The organism is Rhodococcus sp. HNM0563, from assembly GCF_012726195.1.
Taxonomy (GTDB): domain Bacteria; phylum Actinomycetota; class Actinomycetes; order Mycobacteriales; family Mycobacteriaceae; genus Rhodococcus.
Window position 1 is genome coordinate 183677 of the sequence record NZ_JAASAF010000010.1, and the last position, 24838, is coordinate 208514.

At 65.1% G+C, this 24838-nt stretch carries 27 protein-coding genes and 1 pseudogene; 13 read left to right on the forward strand and 15 right to left on the reverse strand.

Annotated features, from left to right (window positions below; translation table 11 throughout):
- Nucleotides 1–98 precede the first annotated feature (98 nt).
- The 3 genes from HCA61_RS26450 to HCA61_RS21720 form a co-directional block, all read right to left on the reverse strand.
- Nucleotides 99–368, reverse strand: coding sequence for a hypothetical protein (locus HCA61_RS26450; protein WP_240959957.1), 270 nt, complete (start codon nucleotides 366–368; stop codon nucleotides 99–101).
- Nucleotides 369–540: 172 nt separating this feature from the next.
- Nucleotides 541–1578 (reverse strand): hypothetical protein, encoded by a 1038-nt coding sequence (locus HCA61_RS21715; protein ID WP_240959958.1) that lies wholly within the window; start codon nucleotides 1576–1578, stop codon nucleotides 541–543.
- Nucleotides 1579–1880: 302 nt separating this feature from the next.
- Nucleotides 1881–2228 carry a hypothetical protein gene (locus tag HCA61_RS21720; RefSeq protein ID WP_169690264.1) on the reverse strand — a complete coding sequence of 116 codons (348 nt, stop codon included), beginning with the start codon at nucleotides 2226–2228 and terminating at the stop codon, nucleotides 1881–1883.
- A 235-nt stretch (nucleotides 2229–2463) separates the two neighbouring features.
- On the opposite strand from HCA61_RS21720, the gene HCA61_RS26895 reads away from it, so the two are divergent.
- A complete protein-coding gene (locus tag HCA61_RS26895; RefSeq protein WP_346777621.1) occupies nucleotides 2464–3036 on the forward strand; it encodes a cold shock domain-containing protein in 573 nt (190 codons plus the stop codon).
- Nucleotides 3037–3054: 18 nt separating this feature from the next.
- On the opposite strand, the gene HCA61_RS21730 is transcribed toward HCA61_RS26895, so the two are convergent.
- The 3 genes from HCA61_RS21730 to lexA all read right to left on the reverse strand — a co-directional run bounded on the left by HCA61_RS21730 (nucleotide 3055) and on the right by lexA (nucleotide 5163).
- Complete coding sequence (locus HCA61_RS21730; protein ID WP_169690265.1) at nucleotides 3055–3498, reverse strand: hypothetical protein; 444 nt, start codon at nucleotides 3496–3498, stop codon at nucleotides 3055–3057.
- A gap of 243 nt (nucleotides 3499–3741) precedes the next feature.
- Nucleotides 3742–4383 (reverse strand): hypothetical protein, encoded by a 642-nt coding sequence (locus tag HCA61_RS26455; protein ID WP_240959961.1) that lies wholly within the window; start codon nucleotides 4381–4383, stop codon nucleotides 3742–3744.
- Nucleotides 4384–4500: 117 nt separating this feature from the next.
- On the reverse strand, nucleotides 4501–5163 hold the full coding sequence (gene lexA / locus HCA61_RS21740) for a transcriptional repressor LexA (protein WP_169690266.1): 663 nt from the start codon (nucleotides 5161–5163) through the stop codon (nucleotides 4501–4503).
- A 121-nt stretch (nucleotides 5164–5284) separates the two neighbouring features.
- On the opposite strand from lexA, the gene HCA61_RS21745 reads away from it, so the two are divergent.
- A complete protein-coding gene (locus tag HCA61_RS21745) occupies nucleotides 5285–5626 on the forward strand; it encodes an inorganic pyrophosphatase (RefSeq protein ID WP_169690267.1) in 342 nt (113 codons plus the stop codon).
- Nucleotides 5627–5690: 64 nt separating this feature from the next.
- Here HCA61_RS21745 and dapA read toward each other — a convergent pair whose 3' ends face one another.
- Nucleotides 5691–6596 carry a 4-hydroxy-tetrahydrodipicolinate synthase gene (gene dapA / locus HCA61_RS21750; RefSeq protein ID WP_169690268.1) on the reverse strand — a complete coding sequence of 302 codons (906 nt, stop codon included), beginning with the start codon at nucleotides 6594–6596 and terminating at the stop codon, nucleotides 5691–5693.
- A gap of 217 nt (nucleotides 6597–6813) precedes the next feature.
- Here dapA and HCA61_RS21755 point away from each other — a divergent pair, with 217 nt between their 5' ends.
- Genes HCA61_RS21755 through HCA61_RS21765 form a run of 3 tightly spaced genes read left to right on the forward strand, consistent with a single transcriptional unit; the run spans nucleotide 6814 to nucleotide 9230 of the window.
- Nucleotides 6814–7149: a DUF6412 domain-containing protein gene (locus HCA61_RS21755; protein ID WP_240959962.1), complete on the forward strand. Its 336-nt coding sequence runs from the start codon at nucleotides 6814–6816 to the stop codon at nucleotides 7147–7149.
- Nucleotides 7150–7209: 60 nt separating this feature from the next.
- Nucleotides 7210–7863 (forward strand): ATP-binding cassette domain-containing protein, encoded by a 654-nt coding sequence (locus HCA61_RS21760; protein WP_169690269.1) that lies wholly within the window; start codon nucleotides 7210–7212, stop codon nucleotides 7861–7863.
- Nucleotides 7854–9230: a DUF6297 family protein gene (locus tag HCA61_RS21765; RefSeq protein WP_169690270.1), complete on the forward strand. Its 1377-nt coding sequence runs from the start codon at nucleotides 7854–7856 to the stop codon at nucleotides 9228–9230. Before HCA61_RS21760 ends, HCA61_RS21765 begins: the two co-directional genes overlap by 10 nt.
- A 234-nt stretch (nucleotides 9231–9464) precedes the next feature.
- On the opposite strand, the gene HCA61_RS21770 is transcribed toward HCA61_RS21765, so the two are convergent.
- Together HCA61_RS21770 and HCA61_RS21775 are read right to left on the reverse strand one after the other, a co-directional pair.
- Entirely contained in the window at nucleotides 9465–9773 is a 309-nt protein-coding gene (locus HCA61_RS21770) for a hypothetical protein (RefSeq protein ID WP_346777622.1), read from the reverse strand.
- Nucleotides 9770–10138: a hypothetical protein gene (locus HCA61_RS21775; RefSeq protein ID WP_240959965.1), complete on the reverse strand. Its 369-nt coding sequence runs from the start codon at nucleotides 10136–10138 to the stop codon at nucleotides 9770–9772. Before HCA61_RS21775 ends, HCA61_RS21770 begins: the two co-directional genes overlap by 4 nt.
- An 870-nt stretch (nucleotides 10139–11008) precedes the next feature.
- Between HCA61_RS21775 and HCA61_RS21780 the strand changes: the two genes are divergently transcribed.
- Nucleotides 11009–12319, forward strand: a complete 1311-nt coding sequence (locus tag HCA61_RS21780) for an MFS transporter (protein WP_169690271.1) — start codon at nucleotides 11009–11011, stop codon at nucleotides 12317–12319.
- Between the two features lie 82 nt (nucleotides 12320–12401).
- Nucleotides 12402–13088 carry a GntR family transcriptional regulator gene (locus tag HCA61_RS21785; protein ID WP_169690272.1) on the forward strand — a complete coding sequence of 229 codons (687 nt, stop codon included), beginning with the start codon at nucleotides 12402–12404 and terminating at the stop codon, nucleotides 13086–13088.
- Nucleotides 13089–13304: 216 nt separating this feature from the next.
- Here the strand turns inward: HCA61_RS21785 and HCA61_RS21790 are convergent, their stop codons facing one another.
- Entirely contained in the window at nucleotides 13305–14303 is a 999-nt protein-coding gene (locus tag HCA61_RS21790; protein ID WP_169690273.1) for an iron-siderophore ABC transporter substrate-binding protein, read from the reverse strand.
- Nucleotides 14304–14430: 127 nt separating this feature from the next.
- Between HCA61_RS21790 and HCA61_RS21795 the strand changes: the two genes are divergently transcribed.
- The gene (locus HCA61_RS21795) at nucleotides 14431–15714 is read left to right on the forward strand and encodes a competence/damage-inducible protein A (RefSeq protein ID WP_346777623.1); all 1284 of its coding nucleotides are present in this window, start codon (nucleotides 14431–14433) and stop codon (nucleotides 15712–15714) included.
- A gap of 128 nt (nucleotides 15715–15842) precedes the next feature.
- Nucleotides 15843–16205: a prevent-host-death family protein gene (locus HCA61_RS21800; RefSeq protein WP_346777624.1), complete on the forward strand. Its 363-nt coding sequence runs from the start codon at nucleotides 15843–15845 to the stop codon at nucleotides 16203–16205.
- Between the two features lie 23 nt (nucleotides 16206–16228).
- On the opposite strand, the gene HCA61_RS21805 is transcribed toward HCA61_RS21800, so the two are convergent.
- Both HCA61_RS21805 and HCA61_RS21810 read right to left on the reverse strand, forming a co-directional pair.
- Nucleotides 16229–17125 (reverse strand): diacylglycerol kinase, encoded by an 897-nt coding sequence (locus tag HCA61_RS21805; protein WP_169690275.1) that lies wholly within the window; start codon nucleotides 17123–17125, stop codon nucleotides 16229–16231.
- Nucleotides 17122–18744: an FAD-binding oxidoreductase gene (locus HCA61_RS21810; RefSeq protein ID WP_169690276.1), complete on the reverse strand. Its 1623-nt coding sequence runs from the start codon at nucleotides 18742–18744 to the stop codon at nucleotides 17122–17124. The genes HCA61_RS21805 and HCA61_RS21810 overlap by 4 nt, the downstream gene beginning before the upstream one ends.
- A 17-nt stretch (nucleotides 18745–18761) precedes the next feature.
- Here HCA61_RS21810 and HCA61_RS21815 point away from each other — a divergent pair, with 17 nt between their 5' ends.
- From HCA61_RS21815 to HCA61_RS21825, 3 genes are read left to right on the forward strand one after another with little or no spacing between them, the layout of a single operon-like run.
- The gene (locus HCA61_RS21815; protein WP_169690277.1) at nucleotides 18762–19412 is read left to right on the forward strand and encodes a TetR/AcrR family transcriptional regulator; all 651 of its coding nucleotides are present in this window, start codon (nucleotides 18762–18764) and stop codon (nucleotides 19410–19412) included.
- Nucleotides 19409–20938 carry a glycerol-3-phosphate dehydrogenase/oxidase gene (locus HCA61_RS21820; RefSeq protein ID WP_169690278.1) on the forward strand — a complete coding sequence of 510 codons (1530 nt, stop codon included), beginning with the start codon at nucleotides 19409–19411 and terminating at the stop codon, nucleotides 20936–20938. The genes HCA61_RS21815 and HCA61_RS21820 overlap by 4 nt, the downstream gene beginning before the upstream one ends.
- 43 nt (nucleotides 20939–20981) lie before the next feature.
- The gene (locus tag HCA61_RS21825; RefSeq protein ID WP_169690279.1) at nucleotides 20982–21884 is read left to right on the forward strand and encodes a macrolide 2'-phosphotransferase; all 903 of its coding nucleotides are present in this window, start codon (nucleotides 20982–20984) and stop codon (nucleotides 21882–21884) included.
- 5 nt (nucleotides 21885–21889) lie between these two features.
- Here the strand turns inward: HCA61_RS21825 and HCA61_RS21830 are convergent, their stop codons facing one another.
- From HCA61_RS21830 to HCA61_RS26465, 3 genes and pseudogenes are all read right to left on the reverse strand, one after another.
- On the reverse strand, nucleotides 21890–22534 hold the full coding sequence (locus HCA61_RS21830; protein ID WP_169690280.1) for an MBL fold metallo-hydrolase: 645 nt from the start codon (nucleotides 22532–22534) through the stop codon (nucleotides 21890–21892).
- A 265-nt stretch (nucleotides 22535–22799) separates the two neighbouring features.
- A complete protein-coding gene (locus HCA61_RS21835; protein ID WP_169690281.1) occupies nucleotides 22800–23279 on the reverse strand; it encodes a hotdog fold domain-containing protein in 480 nt (159 codons plus the stop codon).
- Nucleotides 23280–23380: 101 nt separating this feature from the next.
- Nucleotides 23381–23491: pseudogene (locus HCA61_RS26465) on the reverse strand (cytochrome P450); the annotation flags it as partial.
- 102 nt (nucleotides 23492–23593) lie between these two features.
- Between HCA61_RS26465 and HCA61_RS21845 the strand changes: the two are divergent.
- Nucleotides 23594–24838 (forward strand): HNH endonuclease signature motif containing protein (locus HCA61_RS21845; protein WP_169690282.1); only part of this gene is annotated, 1245 nt, incomplete at its 3' end.

The following is a 24838-nucleotide window of genomic DNA, read 5'->3' on the forward strand; positions in this document are numbered from 1 at the left end:
GGGCTGGTCTGCCGCTCGCCCCGGGCGTCTCGCCGTCACGTGTAGGACGGAGCCTGGTTCCGGTTTCCGCCGCGGTGTAACGCATCGCTACCGAATGTTCACGGCATGACGGTGACATCGAGGACCATCCCGGACTCCTCGGGACGGGTCACATAACCGAGACCGGCGAGATGCTCGTTCTCGAAGCAAGCCCTGATCGTCTCTGCACCGAGGTCCGCAAGCATGTGCGTGATGCGGTGTGCGAGTTGGGCGGTGACGATATCCGGGGTTCCGGGCACCGTTTCGAGGACGTCCAGGTGCGCGGAGGTCTCGCCGGACCAGTGCGCTGCGGCGTGCCCGAGATACGGATTACCGATGCCGTTGTTCACGGAAGCCTGCACCCAGGCTGCGAGTACACCCGATTTCTTCCATTCGCGCGGGCGGTCGATGCGGAGCCCGACGTCAGCGAGCCACGCCCCGGAGTGTTCGTGCAGCGGAACCGTGCTGACCCAGTACTCCTGACGGGTCGTGCGGGTGTCCGGACCCGAGATGTAGAGGGTGTCACCTTCGCGGCGCCGTGTGCCGTGTGCCGTGAATCAGCAGACCCGTGCGCAATTCCTCTTGCCATCGCGCCATCACAGCGGCGGCGAGAGCGACGGGAGTGTGCCAGGGCGGACCTGCGAGGTCGTTGCCGGTCTGCGGTGGTCGCATGTCCAGGGCGAAGGTGTTCAGGTTGCGGGCCCACCGGAAGTGGACCACCGCACGGTCACGTTCGACATGAAGCCGGACCGGGCGGAACTGCTTGGTGATCGTGCCTCGGACCCGGATCCCGTCGCGCAATGCGCGTACGGTCGCGGCCGCGGTGTCGGTGAGTTCGCCGAGGGGTAGGCCGGTGACGTCGAGTCGCCAACCGCCGTCGGGTTCGGTGTCGGGATGGCGGATCCCGTCGGTCGGCGCGTACGGGCCGACCCGGGCGATGTGTGCCAGCAGTGCGGTCGACGCCGGATCCGGATCGAGTTTGCGGGCGTCGGTGACTTTCGGCCACACCCGGTTCCAGACGATGTTGTCCGGGGCCAGCAGCGCGCTACCGTCCGATGCGAGGAACACCACGAAGAGGGGCTGGGTGTACGCCATGTCGGTGTGCATCCGCGGGTCCACATCGGTACGGCGGATCACTTCGTACGCATAATCCGACCACTGCCGGCCGAGCAGGGCACGTGCCCAGGCTTCGCATTCGGTGGCGGGCATGGTGTGCACCAGGTCGGATTTGGCTGATCGGCGGTCGGGGTACCGATCGGAATAGCCCTCCACGTGGATGCGCACGCACACCGGCGCCGCACCAGGAGGGAAAGATCCCAACTCGTCGGCATCCTGACAGCTGTGGCGGACGTGGATCCGCAGGTGCGGCGTGGTCAACGACGGCCCCTCGACGGGGCGGCTGTCGACCAGAGCCGATTGATGATGTGGAGTTTCTCCGGTGGCCACGAGGCGGCGGAGCGTCTCGCGATGGTCCGCGATGCGGTCGGCGAACCGGGTGGTGAGCTGTTCGGTCATGGCGGCGCGGTCGAGGGCGCCGTCGGACTCAGTAGGCGGAGTCATTCTTTCGACGAAGTGTCGGCATGGGCCCACAGTAACGCACCGTGCGAGAGGCCGGTGGTTGCGCAAGGCCGGCTGTGTGTCCGACCCGAGGACAATCTTGATCGCCCCATTCCTGGGAAAACGTCCCGCCGAGCACCTCGACCCGGGCGGCCTGGTCTCACTCCACAGGACACGTGGATTGCCGTCCGCATCCGTCCCGACGAAGTTACCGGGTCGGATTTCGCAGGAAGCGATGAGCTTCGAACGCTCACCACCTCATGCACACGCGGTACCCTCCGAAAGCGGATGCCGCGTGGCGCAAACTATCGAGGAGGCCCGCTTTCGCGTTCAGTAACCGTGATCGATCCGCCACCCGCCACTGGCGGCATGTCGTTCGGATTCTGTCCGGCCGCAGCATCCCGGGCGAACTCTTCGTATGTTTCGGGTTCGCCATCTTCGAGGAACGGGTCTTCAACCGACGGATCATAGTCTTCTTCAGGCAAAGGCTCGTCGCTCGGAGCAGGTCCTTTCGGGCTGGTCATGGTGGTAGTTCCTTCCTGACTGGCCGAGTCGTTGGTGCCGGTAGCGACACGATTCGCTACCACCGCGCCTCCTGCGATCGCGGTAACGACCAGTACACCGGCCACCAGATATTCGGCTTCCCGCTTCACATTCTCTCCCAACACATACTCGCTCAGTCCATGCGAACACCTGCGCGACCTCGGCCGCCAACTGGCCAGGCCGAAAGTGCAGGTCGGAATGCGCCCCTACCGCCAGCCCGAGCACGCCGGCCAGCCAGATCCGGTCAGGCTGTCGGCAATAGTAGGGAGGCTCCCGGTCTGGTGCCTGACGCCGTGGAGGGTCGGAGTGCAGTGGCCGGCGACGACTATGGGAAATACTAGGCCCGTGACGAGCCGAGGAATAGTGCGCAGCTGGAACCTCGAACGCATGCAGGGTGTGATCGACGGAAACGATGTCCCCGGGGGTTGCCTTGTGCGGTTCGCTGCGGTGGCGGTCGACGGGTTTCCTGCCCTGCACCCAGGTGATCAGGTCGAGTTCGAATGGCATCGTCTCGGTAGACCGGAATCGGGTTACGTCTTTGAATGCACCAGAGCGTGGCCTGTGGGGTCTCATCCTGTTGTCCGAAGTGGGCGGCCGTTCCGGGCCGGGTTGTGGCGGATGAACGCTGACGGGAGCGCCGAGGGAGTGTCGGTCGGGTCTTCTGAGCAGGCTCCGCCTGCCCTCACCACAGGTGGGCACACGACCGGCGTCGTCCGAACGTGGAACGACGAGGACGGGTGGGGAGTGATCGATTCTCCGCAGACTCCTGGCGGGTGCTGGGCGCACTTCAGTCACATCGTCGACGACGGATTCCGAACCGTCGAAGTTGGTGCCGTGGTCGCCTTCGAATGGCAGCAGGTCACCGATCAGGACGGTTACCGGTACTGCGCGATCCGAGTCGAGCAAGACCGAACCTGACTATCCCAATAATTCCCCTCATGTGCCGATCTCCCACTCTGGGTACCGTGCCGGCGGAAGAAAATCCGGGCGCCCGATCCGGATCGGGGAGACCGGATGATCATCGCTGCGGTGAACCCGGATGACGGCGGGGTGCGCGATCCACTCACAGGCCCACAGCTCGGCCAGCCGGTGGATCGGTGGGTCCGGTACCTGTTCGTCGTCGACAGTGACATGGACGGTGGTTTCGGGTGCCGCAGTACCGACGACTGCCCACCAGGTCGGATGGGGGGCATCGCCGGGAAAGACTTCGCCGAAGGCGGTCACCGCGGTGTAGTCCGGTTCCCTCCAGATCGACACGCCTTGCTGTTCGGCCTCGTAGAGGATCTCCAGTGCGTCCTCCGCGGCGACGAGAATCCTGCCGTCCTCGCGGTGCTGGAGCACCATGCGGGAGACGGGAAGGACGAGACGGTCGATGCGCATCGGGCTTCCTCTCAGGATCGGCGGAAGTGTTCACCCGAGGAAACCAGGGACCTGACCCCACCGCTCGACGGCCACAGGGTAGTGGAACATCTCTTCCCAAGGGACAGCGTGCCTGTGCAGTCCCTGAACTGATGTTCTACGTCGTGGACGATGTCTTCGACGGAACCGATTCGTGTCGCCACGAGCTGTCCGTCGTCCGTGCGCGCGCCGTCATTCCCAGGCATCGTCGCCACCACCCTTGAATTACCGCAGTGATGCCTCGACCGTGACGGTGAGCGTATCGGTGGGATCCGCAGCGTCGACGGTGATCACCGGTGTGCCCGTGCGGGTACCGATGAACGTCTGGGCCAGGTGATTGTCACTGGGATAGCTGAACACTTCGACGATCGCCGACGCACCGGAGGGGAACAGATGGACCGGCGACCCACCGTTCCAGGTATCACCCGTGTCCACCCCACTGAGGTCTATCTGCACTAGGCACTTCCCGGAAACCGGGGCGGGAACATCGGTGCCGTCACGAAAAGCAATGTCCACGTATCCTGCGGACCAACCGATCGAACCGTCACCGCCGAATGACAAGGTGACCTTGTCCGCCCCCGCGTCAGTACCTGGGCCGATGGTAACGACGTCGAGCACGGGATAGACCATCCCCGCGGGAACCTCGCCGGGCGCCAGAGTTCGATCGGCTGGGGCATCGGTCGGAGGCATCGGCGTCGGATTTCCGACTCGGAGCGTCCCAGCGAACGATTCGACCCGCTGACAGGACGTTCCGGCTGCATCAGCGGTTACTGCTGCGGGATCATCGCCACCACCGTCTGCTGCGCACCCAGTCACCAGAACGCCGAGTGACAGGATCCATGCGACACGTAGTACAGGAGACAGCATGGGCACCACGACCTTCCAACGCCTCGGTGGGTGGGCAAGTGGACTTCAGCGTGAAGGCTCTACAGCCGCGGCGATAGCTGTCGGAGACGAACTGCCTCGTGGACTTTCTGCCTGTCGTCAGATGCGGCGCATCACCGACACGACCTTGCCCAGAACGACCGCGTCGTCGCCGTCGATCTCGGTGTAGGCGGGATTGCGTGGTTCGAGGACCACGTGACCGTTGCGGCGCCGGAACACCTTGACGGTGGCTTCGCCGTCGATCATCGCGGCGACGATCTCGCCGGAGTGCACTTCGTCCTGGCGACGCACCACGACGACGTCGCCATCGCAGATCGCGGCATCGGTCATCGACTCACCGCGCACCCGCAGCGCGAACACGGTGCCGGAGCCCACCAGCTCGCGAGGAAGCGTCAGCGTCTCATCGTGGTATTCCTCGGCGAGGATCGGTGCACCGGCCGCGATGTCGCCCACCACCGGTACCGCCACATTGTTGTCGTTCGACCGCCCACGGTCGGTGCCTGCGAGGAACGGGCGCACATCCATTTGCCGGGTCACGGAGGCGCCGCGGCGGAGAAAACCCTTGTCCTCGAGACTCTTGAGGTGCTTGGACACCGACGATGTCGACCGTAGTCGTACCGCGTCCGCGATCTGGCGGGTGCTGGGGGCGCATCCGTGGGTCGCCACCCAGTCCCGGATCGTTTCCAGAATCTGCTGCTGCCGGAGCGGTAGCGCTGAGGCGTCGAGGCCGCCGAACATGTCGAGGTCGTCGTAATCGGTCACCGAAGAATCGTAGGTGGCGGCAACTGCCCGCGCCTCAGGGCGGTGTTGTGGGGTGATGGTGAGCGAGTCTCGACGGGTTGTCCCGTGCCTTGTGGCCGCGGAGCACGGGCAGACTTGGATCATGCAACCGTCGTTCTTCGATGCACTCGCTCAGTTGGCCGTCTCTGCTCCCCTGCGCATCGATCGCGCCAGAGGTTCAGCACACCCGCGGTTTCCGAGAGCGATCTATCCGGTGGACTACGGATTCTTGGAAGGCACCTGCGCAGCCGACGGCGAGGGAGTGGACGTGTTCCGCGGCAGCAACACCGGTGGTGGCATATGCGCGGCGGCACTCACCGTTGACGCCGCCAAGCGCGACGTGGAAATCAAGGTGTTGTTCGAGTGCACTGCTGCGGAGGTCGACGACGTTGCCGCGTTTCTGTCCGACACACTCGGTCTGGGGACCATGATCGTGCGCCCATGAGACTTCCGATCATGAGGTCGTCACGACATCGGTGCTCTGGCATCTTGCCCCGGCCATCATCAGATCACCGCAGCAACCCTGAGGCCGACAGCCCCGTTCGAAGTGCGTCGTACTCGATGTCGTCGAGAGCCAGAAGCGGGGATCTCACGGCCCTGTTCTGCAGAACGCCGAGCAACTGCAGCGCGCCCTTGACCGTCGTCGCGCCGTAATTGGGAACGCCCATCACCGCCTGCAACGCCGGTTGCAGACGGGCATTGATCTGCCGCGCCGCCTCGACATCGCCCGAGAAGAACGCTGTGATCATCGCGCTGATCTCATCGCCTGCCACATGGCCGAGAACAGAAACAACCCCGCACGCCCCGTACGCGAGAAATCCCAGCGTCAGACTGTCGTCCCCCGAGTAGACCGCATAGCCCAACTCGCGCAACATAATTGCCTGTGTGGGGTCTCCAGCGGCATCCTTCACTGCGACCACGGACGGCCACTGTGCCATCGTCTCGAATGTCGAGGGCGCCAGCTTGGTGCCCGCCCGACCCGGGATGTCATAGATCATGACGGGCGCATCGACCGTCTCCACGACAGTGTGAAAGTGATGCAGTACGCCACCTTGACTCGGCTTGTTGTAGTACGGCGTGACCAGCAACAGCCCGTCGGCGCCGTGCTCGACGGCTTGGCGCGCCAATTCCAGCGTGTGCCGGGTGTCGTTGGTGCCCACCCCGGCAACGATCGTTGCGCGGTCGCCCACCGCATCCTTGACCACGCGCAGTATCCGACCGTCCTCGGCGGTGGTGGTCGTGGCCGCCTCACCAGTGGTCCCCGAGACGACGATCCCGTCGTGTCCGTGGTCGACCAGATGCCGTGCGATCCGAGCAGTCGCCTCCTCGTCGATGTCGCCGTCCGCGGTGAAGGCGGTGGCCATCGCGGTCAGTACGCGTCCGAACGGCGCTTCAGGTGCAGACGAGAGTGTCATTGCCTCAGTATGCACGCCAGACCGGTGACTGCTCCGACAGCCGCCGCCCTCGCGCAACACCGGGTCCCCGCGGCGCATCGATCGCGGTTTCGTCGGTGAAGATCTCCTCAGGGCTGAACACCGTAGTGCCGGTGCCGCACATTCGACGCACCCTGGGTACTGCCTACCCGACGTGAACGCTCGGCCTGCCCGTGTCCGTTTGTATATGCTGGTCGGTATGTTCTTCGGCCCCCGAAGCACCGTGGCGCTGATTGTGTTCATGCTCTCGTGGGCCGTTGCCATCTTCTTCTCCGTCGATCCCAGCTCTGCAGGCACCACACCTGGATTGCTGGCAGGGATCGTGGTCACCGTCGTCGCGGTGGCGGCCGTGCTGAGGACGGCCCACGCAGACGACACGCTGTTCGGGTTCGGCCGCACTACGCGCGGGCCGACCGAGGAAGAACACCGCCGCCGCGGCGAATTGCGCCGGCATTCCCACCCGGATACTTCCGGCCGTCCACGACCTCGATCTCCCGGCCTCTGGGCGGAGGCCGTATCGACTGTGCTCGCCTGAACGATCGGTCTCCGCGTCCTCGATTCTGCGTCCCCGCACGAGGAATACCAGGAGATCCCCATGTCCACCCACTCGCTCCGCCCTCACCCCGCCATTTCGGTACGCAAGGCCGGTCGCCGTTTCGGTGACCTGTGCGTCTTCTCCGACGTGAACTTCGATGTCGCTGCAGGCCGATGTTGCGCGATCGTCGGTGCCAACGGCGCCGGCAAATCCACCTTGCTGCGCTGTGTGATCGGCGCCGATCAGCTCGATCACGGCAGCATCACCATCCAAGGAACCCCGGTCGACGAGTCCTCCGCGACTTTCCGTGCCGCTGTTGCCGCAGTGGTCGGTGAACCCGCCATGTTCGCGCACCTGACCGCCCACGAGCATCTGCAACTCGTCGGTGTCGCCCACGGCGTCGCCGACCCCTACGATTCGGCCACTCGCATCCTCGACGACGTGGGTCTCGTCGAGATCTCCGATCAGCTTCCCGTGACGATGTCCAGCGGCCAGCGTCATCGCCTGGCATTGGGATCGGCGCTGGTGCGACCGCGAGGGGTACTGGTGCTCGACGAACCCGAGCAACACCTCGACGCCAGTGGGCGTGCGTGGCTGGCGAAGGCCATCAACGCAGAGAAACACACAGGTACTGCGGTGCTGCTGGTCTCCCACGACCACGCCCTGGTCACAGCAGTAGCCGACGAAATCGTCGACGGTGACACATGGCGCTGACCGACACCATCCGACCGATACCTTCGGCAGCGGCGCTGCGCGCCCTCCGACGCAGTTTCGAACGCACCCATACACCGCCGATGCTCAAAGAGGGAACCTTCGCGCTGACCGCGCTCGGGGTGTACGTGTGCCTCGGGGTCCTCTGGTGGCTCACGACACGGCCGTCCACAGTGCTCACCACCTCATTTCTGAGGGACACGACCGAGCAATGGAACTCGACATGGGGATGGGTCCTGACCGGGGTTCTCATGGCGGTCGTGGTCACGGGAGCGTCAGCGCTGGGTCCGGTGAGCGTGCGCAGCGAGACCGCATGGTGGTTGTTGCCCACCCTCGTCGACCGCCGCGCGATGCTACGGCCGCGGATCGGTGCAGCCCTCGGTATCGGTGGTGCCGCCGGCCTGACCGGGGGCCGGTTGGCCGCATTCGTCGGTGAACTCGAGCACTGGTTGCCTTTCACGATGCTCGGAGCAGGTCTCGGCATCAGCGGTGTTGCGCTCGGAGTGCTCGTTCAGTGCGGGGTTCTTCCCGCCTGGGCCCTCCGTGTTGTTACCGCCGTCTGTGTGTCGGGCGCAGGCGTAGCAGCGATCGTCGCGGCCGCGGGTGGCACAGTTGTGCTGATCACCTCGTGGATTCCCGTCCTCGTCGTCTCGATAGTGGCAGTAGCACTGTCGGTGATCTCCGTCTGGCGGTGCGGCCGGATCACGTTGGCCCGCATGGTGATCGGTTCCGAGACCACGGTTGCGGCGTCGGTATCGCTGACGATGCTGGACCTGTCGATCGTGACCGGCGCCCTGGAACAACGGGCATGGCGTCGTGTGGCCCGTCGCGCCTCCCGCCGCGTGCCCACCTCCCGCACCCGCGCTTTGATCCGTATCGATGCGATGCGTCATGCGCGCCGTCCGCACTCACTGGCTCTCGCTACCGGTGCCGTCTGTACAGGGTGGGCACTGTCGGCAGTCCTCTCACCGATCGCTGCGGCAGGGATGTATCTGGCGATCGTGTTCGGTGTGTGCATGATTTTCAGTGTCGGTCTGCGGGCGTTGTGCGCCGATACCGCGCTCGCGGTGATGCTCGGGGCCGATGATCGTCTGTTGAGGTTGCCGTTGACGGCGATCCCCGTCATGGCAGCAGTGGTCACCATGGTGTTGAGCGCGCCGCTGGTGGCGACGAACCCGACAATGATGGCACTCACCACGGTAGGAGCGGTGACCGCGATGTACCGGATCCGGACACGAGCCTCCCTGACGTACGACGGGCTGATCCTCGAAACGGGTTTCGGGCAAGTCCCTGTCGAATTGATTCGACAGAAGACTCGGGGAACCGACGCACTCGTTCTGACCGCGGCGCTTCTTGCTGTCTGTGTCTGATCGGCGGCCGAGAACAACGCGGTATCCGATCCCAGTAAGTTCGGCGAGTTTCACCGCGATGCAAGCACGAACGACCGACTTCCGATCAACACTCAGCAGCTCAGGCGAAGTCGCCGAGATGCGCCGCATTGTGCGGTTCCGGGCAGGGCACTCGAAGAGCTGTCGTCCCACTGATGCTGCTGTCACCCGTCCTGCGGGTTGATCTTCAGGGGATGTGTCGCACCTTCCGATCTGCTAAAGGACGTTACGGGTAGCTGGCCGTATCGCGTACCGCGCCAGCCCCCACCCCACGCGGTGCACGAGCGCACCGACCAACGCTCCCAGTACGCCACCACCGAGAACCAACACCGCCATATACCCGGTCGGCGACGGCGAAGCGAGGCGGACAGACGCGAAGTCGAGCGGTTGATAGCCGGCTGTGTAGAAATCGAACGGCCGGGACGCGAACCACCACAACACGGCAGCGGCGGCGATCCCACACACCACACCGAACCCGATGAACACCAGCACTGTCATCATCGCCTGCCTCAGCTGCGGGTTCACGACTCGTCCGTCATCGAACCGCCGGGCCCGTCCGTCGCAGGCGGGATGTTCTCGGGGATGCCGTAGCCGGGCATGTCCCACAGTTGCGCAGGTCCGATGACGCTGCCGTCGTCGGGCCACAGCCGCCGACGCCACACATCCCCCGGCGTGGTCGAACCGGACCAGTCGTAGTTGACGAACCCGCGGCCGGACACCTCGACCATGTACTGTCCCGGCGGCACCGCGACCGTCACCGGTTCAGAGGCCGGGGACGACACGCTCAGCATTCCAGGCGCGTCGACTTCGAGATGCCCTTCGCTGACCTGCTGCCAGTTCGAACGGTCGGCTGCGGGACGGCGGTCGAAGACCTGCACCTCCACGCTCATCTCGAAGTTGTTCTGGTGCGGGCACAACACCACAACCATGGTGCCGTCGCCGGCGCTGGGTTGCGCCGCTTGGGCCCCGCTCGAGCAGCTCCATCTCGCTGTCGCCGAGTCCGCCGTCGAGACAGAACTGGCCGTAGTCCATCGCCAGCACTACCGTCGACTCGGAGACGGGGCTCGTCTGTGCGTTCATGGCGGTGATCGTGACACGCTGACCTGACACTCGTGCGAGTCCGTTCCGAAACATCCCGGCGCAGCATCGAAGCAGTGATCTTGATGTAGTGCATCCGGAACCGCGAGGCAGATCGACAGGATACTTTGACAGAAAATAGGTGACGTCAGCGGCTTCCTTGTGAATCAGTACAGGTACGAGCGATGGCGACCTGAATGATCGTTGTCAATCTATGCGGTCAGGTTTGTCAGTCTTCGCTGCATCTCGACACCTGAACTGTAGGTTCCCGTTGGACGTGGCACGCGTGCTACGCACGGACCTACAAGTTCCTGGTTCGGGTCAGCCAGTGATCCTCACCACCTTGTCAGAATCCTCGGATTCATCGTGGCGGCGAACGATTCCTTCCGTCAAACTACAGCCACATTGCCGAAGCGGTACCGCTCGATACCCCGGGGGATGCGTTCCCGGGAGTACACCCAGCCGGGACGCAACGGTGCGAAAGGCCAACGGCGGGCATCATGAGAACAGACCACGGTTGTGCGGGGGCACCGCTGAGAATTGCCGTTATGCCGATGTGGGCATAGCAAGGTCGTGACGCTGACCGACGCGCGCACCTTGTATCCAAGATGTATCCTTGTGCACGAACGAACGCAATCGATCCTCTCCGAAACGCCGGAAGGACGAAACGAAAGGCAGCGTCGATGCCGTCGCAGAGGTACACGCAGGCCAAACTGATCACCGCACAGTTGTTCTCCGGGGCCGGCATCGCCTCCGGATACGCCGTCGGTGGCCTACTGGCCGAACAGATCACGGGACGCACCGCGATGGCGGGCTTCGCCCAGATGAGCGTGATCTTCGGCGCTGGGCTCGTCGCCTACCCATTGGCGGCGTTGGCGGCACGGACCGGACGTCGCAGGGCGCTCACCTTGGGATTCGCAGTGGGCACACTGGGGGCACTCGTAGTGCTGGTGGCCGTTGCCGTGCAATTCCTCCCGCTGTTCATGCTGGGGATGATGATGTGCGGATCATCCACGGCCGCAGGTCTACAGGCGCGCTACGCTGCGGTCGACGCTGCAGGCCCGGCCGCGACGGGGCGCGCCATGTCGCTGGTGGTATGGGCGACGACGATCGGGTCCGTTCTTGGCCCCAACTTCACCGGTCCGGGCGCACACCTCGGCGAAGCATTCGGGATGCACCCGCTTGCCGGGCCCTACCTGATTTCGATGGGTGCCTTCGCGCTGGCCGCTGTGGCGACGTCGACCCTTGCGGGCGGGAAGCAAGGTGCGACAGCCGAGGGCACGGCCGACGGCAGTGCTGCACCTGATGTAACGGCCCAGGACACTCCGGCGCCGCTGCGTCTCGGAGCTGCACTGCGTTTCGTGGCAGTACGCCCGGTTCCACTGTTCGCGATCGTCACCATCGTCACCGGTCAGATGATGATGACGAACGTCATGGTGATGACTCCGGTGCACATGCACCATCAAGAGTTCGATCTCGGTGCCATCGGTCTCGTAGTGAGCATCCATATCGCCGGGATGTACGCGCTCTCGCCGGTCTTCGGCTGGATGTCCGATCGCTGGGGGCCGGGCACTGTGATTGCCTCAGGTGTCGTCGTCTTCATCGCGACAATCGCCCTCGGCGTCATCGACGCATCGGCCTCCGCCTCCTCGATGACACTGCTGACCATCGCCCTGCTTCTCCTCGGTGTGGGCTGGTCGATGTTCCTCATCGGCGGCTCGGCGCTGCTGACGGCTTCGGTGCCGCAGCACGCGAAGGTCACACTGCAAGGCGCATCGGACTCGGCGATGAACCTGGGTGGGGCGCTGATGGCAGCAATGGCAGGCACGGTGTTGGCGATGGGCGGCTTCCTCTGGATCAATCTGATGGCCACCGGGGTTCTGCTCATCACACTGGTCTTCTCCGTGAAGGCGGTGCCGTTGATGAAATGGCCCGGAAGGACGGTACCGGCTGCTGACGCAGAACTCGGTCTCGATCGAGTGACAACACCGTGAAAGGGAATCCTGGAGCAACAACGGCGCCGGAACGTACCAGTGGTATCCATATCGTACTCGAGTCGAGAGCGAGGAGACCCCAGTGACCGCCGACCAACACGACGGCATCAGCGCCGCCGAACGCGCCTACCAGGTGATCCGCGACCACATTCTCGACGGCACGCACTCCCCCGGGACGATGCTCGGCGAAGCGTCGCTCGCGGCAGCACTCGGAGTCAGCCGCACACCCGTGCGGGTGGCACTGGCTCGTCTTCAGGACGAAGGATGGATCACCATCTATCCCAAGCGAGGCGCCCTCGTCCAAGGGGTGAGCGAGCGCACCGTCGCGGAACTCGCCGATGCCCGCTTCGTACTCGAGACGACGGCGGTGGACAGGGCCCCGGACGAGCTTCGTCAACGCCTCGCCGAACGTCTCGAACAGTCCATCGAGGAACAACGTGAAGCGTTTGCGAACGGCGATGTTCGGCGCTTCATCGACCTCACGCTCGGATTCCACAAGGGGTTCGTCGAAGCCGGCGGCAACACCGTGCTGATCGAACTCTACGAACAACTCTCCGACCGGCATCGTTTCATGCTCTTCGCCACCGGAGACCACCTGCTTGCCCGTTGCGCTGAGATCATCGCCGAACACCAAACCCTCACCGAGCATCTCCGCACAGGTGACACAGCGGCGTTCGCCGAAGTCCTACGCGGCCATATCGCCGAGAATGCACCTCCCTCCTCGGTGGGCCGAGAGCTGAGCGAGTTCACTCCTTCGATCCGGAAGTGAAGAACAACTCCCTGTTCGACGTTTCCGGACCCGGCAACACCTTCCGCTATAAGGCGCGACAGTCACTGGAAGGGATTGCGGAGAAATCCGCGGCCGAGCTACGCCCTTCCGACGGAGCATGTGAAAGGGAGGAGTTCAGGCTGGTCGACCGATCGACCGCCCCTCCGTCCCGATCCTGTCCCAGGTGGACAGCGATCGAGACGGGGCTCTGTTACGTCAGCCGATCGCGTCGGCCAACCGCGGAACGAGGCTGTCGATTGCGTACGGAACCGACAGCACCGAGTTGTAGGTGATCGCGCCGCGCTGATCGAGCGTGGTGGCAATGATCGCGTCGTTCCGCGCAGCATCGAGACTGCCGAACAACGGGTTGCCGGCGGTGATGTCGACCGTCTCATCATTGCCGAGCACAAGGATCAGGTCACCGTCGAGCATGCTCACGTTCTCCTGCGACACGTCGACGAAGAAACTGTCCCCGGTGTCTTGACTTGCGACCTCCATGGGGATGTCGAATCCGAGCACAGTGAGGAATGCTCCGCGGGCATCGCCGGCGAGATACGCGCCATACCTGTTGTCGTAAGGCAGCACTGCTACACCGGTCTTACCGTCGAATTCAGGATGGGACGCAGCGGCGGCAGCCAGCCGGTCTGCGGTCTGCCGGTTCAGTTCGGCGCCGCGATCACTTTCGCCCATGGCCGCGGCAATCGTGTCGGTCGCAATCTCACGGTCGACGGTGTAGGCCGCGAATCCTTCCGGCCTCGAGATCGTCGGCGCGATAGCGCTCAGCTTCTCGTACACGGCCTCGTCGTACCCCGCGGACACACCGATGATGAGGTCGGGGGCCAAACCTGCGATCTGCTCGAGATTCGGTTCCGAATCGGAGTCGATGCGGGTGAGCGCGGCATCGCCGACGTACTCGTCGGTCCACGGACCGAGTCCGGTCTCGTAGAACTTGTAACCGGTGTTCCCAACGGGAACCACACCGAGGGCGAGCACAACATCGGCGTCGGTCACCCCGAGGGTGACGATGCGTTCGGGCTTCTCGGTGATCGTCGTGCTGCCGTGGACATGCTCGATCGATATCGGGAACGCTCCCTCACCGCCCGCCCCTGCGGTCTCGTCACCACCGCCGTCGCTGCTGCACGCCGTCACGGTAGCGGCGAGCACAAGTGCACCCACAGCGACTGCGACACGGGCCCTGGTTCGTCGTCCGAACATCCAACATCCTCTCGATAGAAGTAAGCGAACCCTAACTTGATGTGCGCAGCTCACTTCATGCCCCCCGGTCCTCTCGGCAGACGAACCCCTGGCTCGCGGCTCGTGCGAAATGTCTAGGCTCGACGGCGTGAGCGTGCGTGCAGGAATCATCGTGACCGGAACCGAAGTACTCACCGGCAGGATCACCGACCAGAACGGACCATGGCTGTCCCGACAGCTCCTGACCCTCGGAGTCGACGTCGCCCACATCACGATCTGCGGCGACCGGCCCGCCGACCTGATCGCACAACTACGCTTTCTCACCGATCAGAGAGTCGACCTCATCGTCACCAGCGGTGGGCTCGGCCCCACCGCCGACGACCTCACTGTCGCTACCATCGCCGAGTTCTGCCATCGCGAACTACTCCTCGACCCGGAACTCGAAGAACACATCGCGGGCATCATCCGCCGCTACCGCCCGCACACTGAGGACCTCGACGCAGGGCCGACACGTACCGGGATCCGTAAGCAGGCGCAGATCCCCACCGGGTCCACCGCGCTACCACCAACCGGTACAGCGCCGGGCGTGGTCATCCCCGCGGTAACCGGTGACCGGCCGGTCCCGACCATCGTCATCCTTCCCGGACCACCCGGAGAGCTACAGAAGATGTGGCGCAGCGCGATCGCCTCGCCCGCGGTCGCCGACGTGCTGACCCGAGCCGACGATCTGCAGCAGGAAACCGTGCGCGCTTACGGATTGCACGAGGCGCAGCTCGCCGAGACACTGCGCCGGGCCGAAGCAGAGAACGCCGGCCTCGATCGACTCGAGATCACTACCTGCCTCCGACACGGTGAACTCGACATGGTGACCCGATTCAACTCCCGCGACGTAGACATCTACCGCCGTCTCCTCCACGTTCTCACCGAACACCATGGGCATCAGATCTTCTCGACCGACGGTTCGACCATCGACGATCAGCTGGTCGAGGCCCTGGACCGCCGGTCGATCGCGACCGCGGAATCGTGTACCGGCGGGCTCGTCGCCGCGCGCCTGACCGACCGCCCCGGGTCGTCGGCCTATGTCACCGGCGGCGTCGTCTCGTACTCCAACGCCGCGAAGTCCGACCTGCTCGATGTACCGGCCGAGTTGATCGCCGCGCACGGTGCGGTGAGCGAACCGGTCGCCGCGGCGATGGCCGAGGGCGCCCGACACCGACTCGAGGCCGACGTCGCCGTCTCCACCACCGGAATCGCAGGCCCCGGCGGTGGCACCGAATCCAAACCGGTGGGGACCGTCTGCTTCGGTGTCGCGGTCGAGGGACGACCGACGTATACCGTCACCCGTCACTTTCCCGGGGACCGCGAACGAGTCCGGGACCTCACCACCACGGCCGCACTGCATCTGGTTGTCGCACAGCTCCGACGAAAGTGAACCCGCACGCAATGACCTGTGAAGTGCGAACCGCCGGGCTGACACGCGGGTCCGCGTTCCCGCCCGAAATCGACCCGACGATGGGATGATGCGCGGGTCGGTCGAGCAGACGAAAGGAGTTCACGCGGGTGCCCTCAATCACGGTGAAGTCCGCCCGCGCGCAACTGAGGGATCTGGTTCGGAAGGTCAACAAGGACACGGTCGCGGTCGAAATCGACGGCAAACGGGACACGGCGGTGTTGATCTCCAAGGCGCGATACCTCGCCCTTCAGGAGGCCTCATTCCTACTGCGTTCCCCTGAGTTGATGGCCAGTCTGCGACGAGAGATGGAGCGGTCGGTTCAGGAGCAGATGGTCGCCCCTCCGGCAGCGGAGGACGAACCTGCCGGAGAGACCTCCCCCTCGCCGTCTCCCAAGAGCACCAAGAGCACCAAGAGCACCAAGAGCAGAAACAAACGGAAGAAGCGCAGGAAGCGCCGACGGGCTCGATAGATCCGCGGTGGAGTCGGTCGACGTCAGTGTTGCGGCACCAGCACCGTGCCTGCTCCGCGCACTGCCTCGACTTCGACCGGCAGCGCGCGAAGCGGTTCGCCGTCGGCGTAGACCGTGATACCGGGGCTCTCGAGCCGTACCCGCCGTGCGCGGCGCACCATCACCTCGGGCAGGTCGACGTGTGTGCCCCGGTACACGGTCGGGAAGAGGCGCAGAAGGCGAGTGCGGTTCGCCGAGGTCGCCACCACCACGTCGAGGAGGCCGTCATCGAGCAACGCGCCCGGTGCGATTCGCATTCCACCGCCGTAGGTGGAGGCGTTACCGACGGCCACCAACGTTGCGTCGAGTTCGACGGCCGGTTCGTCATCGAAAGTGATCCGGTACGGGAGCAACCGCAGATTCGCCAGTTCGACAATGGTGGCCGCGTTGTAGCGCAGTCGCCCGCGCGGCCATTTCATTCGGTTGGCACGGTCGGTGACGAGAGCGTCGAAACCTCCGGCGAGTACGGTGCCGAACCACTGGTCCGGTCCTTCGTCCGCGGAGACCCGGCCGAGATCGATGGTCCGCCGGTGGCCGGTCGCCGCGACGTCCGCCGCTGCGCCCGCTTCGTCGGGGATGCCGAGGACACGGGCCAGATCGTTCCCGGTTCCGGCGGGCACGATCCCGACGGGGGTGCCGGTGGTGGCGGTGGCCTGCCACGCTTGCCAGACGATGCCGTCGCCCCCGACCGCGACGACCGCGTCGATACCGTCTTCGACTGCGTGTCTGGTGAGGGCGATCGACTCATCGACCGAATCGGCAGCGATGTGCGCGATGCGTAGTCCGTGCGCGCGCAATCGTGCACTGGCCTCCGCGAGGACGCGAAAGGCGTCGTCGCCGGCGGTCGGGTTGCTCAGCACGACAACCGAGCCGGTGGTCACGGGATCAGCTTTCCCGGATTGAGGATGTGGTGCGGGTCGAGCGCGTTCTTGATCGCTCGGAGCACCTCCACACCACAGTCGCCTACCTCATCTGTCATCCACGGCAGGTGGTCGCGGCCGACCGCGTGATGGTGGGTGATGGTTCCTCCGGCAGCAACGATCTCCGCGGTCGCCGCTTTCTTCGCCTCGGCCCATTGCCGGACCGGGTCATCGGCCTGTGCGCACACGATGGTGAAATACAGCGATGCGCCCGCCGGATACGTGTGCGAGATGTGGCACATCACCAGCGGCGGAGTGCCGCCCTTACGGAGTGCGCCGGTGAGGGCCTCGGTGACCGCGGTGCGTAGTCGCGACAGATTCGACCAGGTCGTTGCCGTTTCGAGTGTCTCAGCGAGGGCGCCGGCCTCGAGCAGCGCGTCACGCAGGTGTGGTGCGCCGAATCGGCCCTGCTCCCACTGCCGGGCCGGCTCCGCTCCGAGATCGACGCCGCCCCCGGCACCGAGGATTGCTTGCACGGCTGCCGCGCGGTCGCGCACGTAGCGCTCGTCGCCCTCGATGGTGGTCACGGCGAGGCATCCGCCCGGGCTCTCACGTCCGATGTCTTTGTGCAAGGCCAGGTTGAGGCCTGTTTCGACTTCGTCCGAGAGACGTAACACGGTCGGCGGCAGTCCACTCTGGACGAGTGTTCGAAGGGCGTCGGCGCCGGTCACGAAGTCCGGGAACTTCCAGGCCCGATGCTCGATCACCGCGGGGATGGGATGAATACGTACGCCGACCTCCGTGATGATCCCCAATGTTCCTTCGGATCCGAGAAAGAGTTGCCGCAGGTCGGGGCCCGCTGCGGAGGCAGGCGGGTGGCCGACGCGGATGGTGCCCCGGGGCGTGGCTACCGTCATGTGTTCGACCATGTCATCGAACCGCCCGTAGCCGGCAGAGGCCTGGCCGGAGGACCGGGTTGCTGCGAATCCACCGATGGTCGCGTGGCGGAAACTCTGCGGATAGTGGCCGAGCGAGAATCCGTGCGTGCCGAGTAGTTCTTCCGCCTGGGGCCCGGTGACACCCGCGTGCATTGTGGCGACACGGGAGACCGGGTCGAGATCGGTGAGGGCGTTCAATCGACGCAGATCCACCGCGATGACCGCGGACAAGCGGCCGGTATCCGGATCGACTCCCCCGACCACACTGGTGCCGCCGCCGAACGGAACAACCGCGATCGACTGTGCTGCACAATATTTCAGAATGCTCAGGACTTCCTCGTGGTCGGCGGGCAGGACCACTGCGTCGGGTGCTGCTTGCGGATCGGTTCCTTGCCGACGCAACAGGTCCAGCGTGCTTTTTCCGCCTGCATGCCGCAGGCGTGTGGCGTCGTCGTCGAGGACATGCTCGGCGCCGAGAAGACGAACGAGGCCGGATCGATGCTCCGAGGCAAGTCGGGTCGGGGTGAGCCGGACGTCGGATTCGGCGAGCGAGTTCCGTCGGGGGTGTACTCCGAGCGCTTGTTCGAGCAGGGTGCGCACCTCGACGCCCAATTCAGTTCGGTGTTCGGCAGTACCCCATGCGTTCCACTCCATCTCCGGAGCGAACTGAGCGGGTCGATGGGGCCTGAAACCTTCAGTCATGCGTTACAGTTTTACACATGACGCCTGTTCGTAACGACACATTCGGTGATGCGCCGTCACGGCACCCACTGTCGACCGATTCGGAACAACCCGGCGACAGCATCGAGAACAAGATCCTCGACGCCGCGCGCTCCTGCTTGCTCGACTTCGGACTACGGCGCACCACTCTCGCCGAGATCGCTCGACGCGCCGGCGTCAGCCGACCCACCGTCTACCGCCGGTGGCCGGACACGGACTCGGTACTCGCCGACCTGCTCACCCGGGAGATCCGTGCCGCACTTCCCGATACACACGGCGTCGGGCCTACCCGCCCCCTCCTCGTCTCGGCAGTCGTCACCGCCGCCCACGACATCGGTACCCATCCGATCTTCGAGAAGATCCTGCGCACGGACCCGGAAGTGTTCATCACGTACATCGTCGACCGGCTCGGTACCAGCCAACGCGCCATCCTCGACGTCCTCGTCTTAGCGATCACGCAAGGCCAGAGCGATGGCTCCATCCGCGGCGGCGATCCTCACACGCTCGCGGCATTCGTACTGCTCACCGCCCAATCGACGGTGCAATCCGTTCGCATGATCAGTGAGGTGGTCGGCCACCGAGCGTTGCTCGACGAACTCGGCCACGCCATCGACTGCTATCTCGCGCCCTCGGAAAGGCACCCGCGATGACCCCCACCGGGCCGAGCTCGCTCAATGCCGTCCGCCGCAGTCGCGAGCTCGAACAGCTCGGTGAGCAACCTGCCGTCGACCTGCTCGTCATCGGCGGCGGCGTCACCGGCGCCGGTGTCGCCCTCGACGCTGCCAGCCGAGGGCTGAGCGTCGTACTCGCCGAACGCCACGATCTCGCGTTCGGCACCAGCCGTTGGAGTTCGAAGCTCGTACACGGCGGACTGCGCTATCTCGCATCCGCAAACGTTCGTATTGCTCGGGAAAGTGCTGTCGAACGCAACATCGTGATGACGTGCACCGCACCGCATCTCGTGCGGCCACTTCCCCAGCTCGTCCCGCTCCTGCCGTCCGTAGGGGCCGCCGAAGCCGCCTTGGTCCGCACCGGGTTTCTCGCCGGTGACGCGTTGCGCGCCGCCGCAGGAACACCGTCGACCGTCCTGTCACGATCCCGGCGTGTCAGCGCGCAGCGCACCGCAGAGCTCGCACCGGCCGTCCGGCGCGCCGGGCTCCGCGGCGGTCTCCTCGCCTACGACGGTCAGCTCATCGACGACGCCCGGTTCGTTGTCGCGCTGGCGCGCACCGCTGCGGCGTACGGTGCGCGCATCCTCACCCGTGTGGACGCCCGCGACGTCACCGCCGACAGTGCCACGCTCCGCGACACCCTCACGGGCAACGACCTGCACATCCGGGCCCGCGCCGTGGTGAATGCTGCCGGGGTGTGGGCCGGTCGGGTCGATCCCACCATCCGGCTGCGCCCCAGCCGCGGTACCCATATCGTGCTCGACGCGGCAGCACTCGGGAACCCGACCGCCGCACTCACGGTGCCGATCCCGGGCGAGCGCAACAGGTTCGTGTTCGCTCTCCCCGCACAACTCGGCCGCGTCTACCTCGGGCTGACCGACGAGGACGCCGCAGGCGAGTTACCGGACGTCCCGCGCGCCACCGACGGGGAGATCGATTTCCTGCTCGACACGGTCAACACGGCACTGGCCAGACCACTGACCCGAAACGACGTGCTCGCGTCCTTTGCCGGGCTCCGCCCGCTGCTCGACACCGTCACCTCCGACGGTGGGCGCGCGACGGCCGACTTGTCGCGCAAGCACGCGGTCATCAGGGCCGAGGGCAGACCGATCGGCATCGTCGGCGGCAAGCTCACCACCTACCGGAAGATGGCCGAGGATGCCGTCGACACAGCGCTCGAGGTGGCGGGCATGACTGCGCGACCGTGCCGTACCCGGCACTTGCCGGTGGTGGGTGCTGCACATTCCGCCGCGCTGCGCACGGTGCACGCGCCGCAGATGCTGGTGCAGCGCTACGGAACCGAGGCAGCAATCGTCGCCGCTGATCCCACTCACATGGCGCCGATCGCACCCGGACTCGACGTCACACGAGCAGAAGTGCAGTTCGCGGTGAGCCACGAAGGCGCACTCGACGTCGACGACGTACTCGATCGTCGCACCCGAATCGGGTTGGTTCCGATGGACCGCGCGCTTGCCGAGGACGCTGTCTCCACAGCATTCGAGTGAAACCGTTGGCCCCGGCCTAGCCAGAGATGAAATCGTGGGTCCCATGACCACCTTCGACGTCTCCGACGCCATCTCACTCGCCGCTGCGCACGGACTACACCTGTCCGCTGCGGATGCCACAGTCAACGAGGCGGGTCTGGACTACCGCGTCGTCATGGCCACCGACGACACCGGGCAGCGCTGGGTACTGCGCGTACCCCGCCGAAACGATGTCTCGGCAGGCATGACCACCGAGATGCGTATCCTCGACCTGGTCTCCCCCGTTCTGTCCCAGGACGGTATCGCCGTCCCACACTGGCAGATCCGCACGCCTGAGCTGATCGCCTACCGTGCCCTGCCCGGCGCACCCGGATTGACTCTCACCGGCAGCGGAGAACCCGTCTGGCACATCGATCCCGCAAGCCCCGACTATGCCCAGCGGCTGGGACGTCTGTTGGCCCGCCTGCACTCGATCGGCGCGCACCAAGCCGAGGCCGCAAGCGTCGAGGTACGCAGTCCCGCCCGGGTACGCCAGGCGTGGCGACACGATATCGAGCGGGTGAACACGGCTTTCACCGTCGCGCCTGCTCTGAGCCGGGCGTGGCGAACCTGGCTCGAGGACGACATCTGCTGGCCCAACGACACCGTCATGACACACGGCGAGATCTACCCCGCGCACGTCCTGCTCGACGAGGACGGCGCGATCACCGGGGTCCTGGACTGGACCACCGCTCGCGTCGACGACCCGGCCCGCGACCTGGCCGCCCAATACGGTGCGGCCGGTGAGGAGATGCTGCACGCCACCATCGACGCCTACGCTGCCGCTGGAGGACGCCCCCACCCCGGGCTCGCAGCCCAGGCCGGACATCTGTGGGATGCGTCCCCCATCGGATACGCCCTCTACGCCCTGACCACCGGAGCCCAATCCGATCTCGCATCGGCAGCCGCCATGCTGAACCCGGCCTGACGATCTCAGCGCGTCACGGCGCCGGACAGCCCGACCCGCGCCTGTTCGAGGTGGGCCTGCCACTGCTGGTGGTCGATCCGATGTACCGCCGACTCGCTGGGAAACGCACTCGAGATCACCACATCCGGCGTGAACGTGCCCAGCAACCGCAAGCTTTCGGCCAGCGTGCGGGCGTTGCTGTAGCCCTCGATGTAACCAGCCGTCCATTCTCCCGACGCACCGACGAACAGGGTGTCGCCGGTGAACAGGTAGCGGGCTCCGTCCGCGCCGGGAACCAGATAGCAGACGCTCCCCACGGTGTGCCCGGGCGTCGGGATCACTTCCACCCCATTGCCATCGGTGTGCCGGTCCGTCAGCGGGACGTCGATGCGTGCGTGCCGGCCGATCAGGTCGGCTTCCGCCGCGGGTGCGTGCAGCTTCGCACCGAACCGCTCGGCTATCCTGCCGAGCATCGGGCCCGCTTCGTCCTGATGAGACAGATACTGATCAGTGAATCCGCCTCGTCGCTCCAACTCGGCGAAGTCGGTCTCACCGGCGACCGAGTAGAACAGCAGGTTGGTGTTTCCCGTCCACAGGTAGGCATGGGTGGTCAGGCCCGGAAACGGATTGTCTTGTTCTGTTTCCCACAGATCAGGCAGAACTTGTCGCATCGTGGTTCCTCCTCGTTGTCGTGTCGAGCCACGATTCAACGGTGCAACCTCGAGTCCACTCGAGGTCAAGGCTCACGCGGACGCGGCCTCCGCCGCAGCCGAAGGGAACTCACCACAAGCGTTGCGTCGAGATCATCATCGTCGACAGGCAGGGACACCCATTCCTTCATGATCCGATTGCCCATCGTGACGTCGACGGCAAATCCCGAACTGCGGCGGTACTCGGTAGCGGGTCGGTCGAACAGCGCGGTCGTGCCGAGACGAGTCAGCGCGGTGTGACCCAGGTTGTGATGTCCGCGTGTACGACCTCGGTTCCGGAGGTGTCATAAACCCGCACGGGGACAACGAGTTCCATCCCTTCGGTGATGAACGCGAAATCCGGGAGCGAGTCGAGTTCGGCTACCGCCCGGAGGCCGGTTTCCGCCTTGGCGAGGTACTGGGTCGACATCGCCTTCGGGATCCACCGATGTGTAGAGGGCACTGTCGCCTCGGCGAGCATCCCCATGGCCGCTTCGGCGAGGTTGCATGCGGCGATCGCGTGGAAGGTACCGAGATGGTTGTGCACGCCCCACCATTTCGGGGCTCGCACCTCACAGCGACCCGGCTCGAGCGCGGTGACACGGGGTAGCACCGTCGCAAGGAAGGGGACGCGCACGCACATCCCCGCCGAGAAGAGTAGGGAGCCCACGGCATTGCGCGGCAGCTTCAGCCAGGTTCGGTATGTCGACGTCACCGCAGGTTGCATGCCGTCACCTTACTCCAAAGTAAGAAATGGCAAGGTGGCGACGAAGCGAGTCGGCGAACCGAGCAGTAACGCTGACGGCCGTTGCGGGCGTTATCGGCAGTGGGCATTAGGTCGAACCGCATGAGGATTCGAGCGAGCGCGAGCACCGCCTCATGCAGGGCGAACTGCCTTCCGATACAGGCCCGCGCCCCGACTCCGGTGGGTTTGTAGGACACCCGACTCGCCCCGCAACCGAAATGGAGACGTCTCCACAGAAATCGAAGGTCTGTTCTATATACCTTGCGCTTCGAATGTTTGTTCTATACAGTGTCTCCATGGGTGGGGAACTCTGGAAACTCAACGACACACAACTGATGGCCGAGACACTCGCCATCTCCGCCGAAATCCATGCCCAACAAGTGCAACGGGTGGACCTGATCATCGCGATGATCGAACGCGACACCGTCAAAGCACACGGCTACCGCAGCCCCGCACACTGGCTCGCCGCAGCCACACACCTCGAAATCGGCGAATGCCAGCGCATCGCGTCACTCGCGCAACTCCTACGACTCGAACCCGAAGTCCACGCCGCCTACTCATCAGGCGCGCTCGACGCCGAGAAAGCCCGACAGATCGCCTACTTCTGCCAGCACTACCCCAAGACCATGAACCCCTGCGACTTCACGAAAGCCCGCACCATCCTGCTCGACCACGCCTGCCGAACCGTCGCGTCGAAAGCCACCGTGCGTGCGGTCATTCGTAAACTCGAAACCCTGTTCGGCACCGGCGACGGACCACCACCGGGCGAAGACATCGACCGCAACGCACTGTTCGTCTCCACCACACTGCACGGACGCATCGTCGTCAAAGCCGACCTCGACGCGGTCACCGGCGCACGCCTTCGGCACCTACTCTCACCCCTGGCAGCACCCCGCCCCGAGAAGAACGGCATCAAAGACGACCGGCCCGCGTCGAAACGCTCCGCCGACGCCTTCGAGCAGTTGCTGCGTCACATCGAGACCACCGGACTCGTTCCGGTCGAAGGCGGCGTGAAACCACACCTGTCGATCACCGCCTCGATCCACGACCTCACCTCCACCGCTGCGGCGAAAGAACTGCTCACCCACAGCCCCGAACACGGCTACGCCACCGAACCCTGGGCCGGACCACTCTCCCTCGACACCGCCCGGATGCTCGCCTGCGACTGCCAGATCACCCGCATCCTGCTCGACGACCACGGAGTACCCCTCGCACACGGACGCACGTATCGGTCCGCGACCACGGCGCAGCGACGCGCCCTCGCGGTCCGCGACGGCCGATGCGCCTTTCCGGGGTGCACCACACCCCCGGCGTGGTCCGATGCCCATCACATCGATCATTGGGTCGATGGTGGTAGCACCGACCTCGACAACCTGGTGCTCCTGTGCGGGCATCATCACCGATTGATGCATCACACCGGTTGGGACGTCGAGGTGACCGAGGAGCGTCGTCCGCAGTTCATTCGGGCGTTCCCCCCGAGATGTGGACACCAATACCTATGCGGCGGAAGCCATCATAGTCGATCTCTGCTCGAACTCGAT